This is a genomic window from Neisseria sp. HMSC056A03, from assembly GCF_001815685.1.
Taxonomy (GTDB): Bacteria; Pseudomonadota; Gammaproteobacteria; order Burkholderiales; family Neisseriaceae; genus Neisseria; species Neisseria subflava.
In genome coordinates this window covers 1-537 of sequence record NZ_KV821596.1, presented here as the reverse complement: position 1 = coordinate 537, position 537 = coordinate 1, and the positions used below count along the sequence as shown (strand labels likewise).

Below are 537 nucleotides of genomic sequence, written 5' to 3'. Positions count from 1 at the left end.
ACTTGACTTCGACAACGGACAATATAGATGAATTTTCAGCAACATCTTTTTCAGACGACCCCAAACCCGACAAAAGAGAATACCCCATATAAGAGGTCATACAAAACACAACCAAAGCAATCGGAATAACCCATAGAACACGGCTTTTAGGCGTTTTTACTTTTGTGTGTATCTCAGCAGACTTATAAAGACCGAACGCCTTTTTATCGAACTTATAGACTTCAGGACGAGCATTTTTCATACCAGTTCTAGGATTATTTTCACAGTAATCCCAAAAATAACGCATTCGCACCCCAAGCGGTGTTTTATGAATATGATAATGCGCCCCCACTAAATCGCGGACTTGTTTATCAATTCGACCTGGCATTTGCGTAATTAAAATTATATCGACCCCTGAATGTCGATGAACATGCAACCATTCTACAATTTCTGGAGTTTTTGAGCCGGCGGAACGCGGCGGAAAAATATTCTGAGCTTCGTCAATTACTATAATTGATCCATTGTTTTCCGACCATTTAAGCCAGACGTGCATATCGT

The 537-nt window shown here is 40.2% G+C and carries 1 protein-coding gene; it reads right to left on the bottom strand.

Annotated features, from left to right (window positions below):
- Window positions 1–537: zonular occludens toxin domain-containing protein (locus tag HMPREF3052_RS02470; RefSeq protein WP_283126939.1), on the bottom strand; the 537-nt coding region annotated here is incomplete at both ends.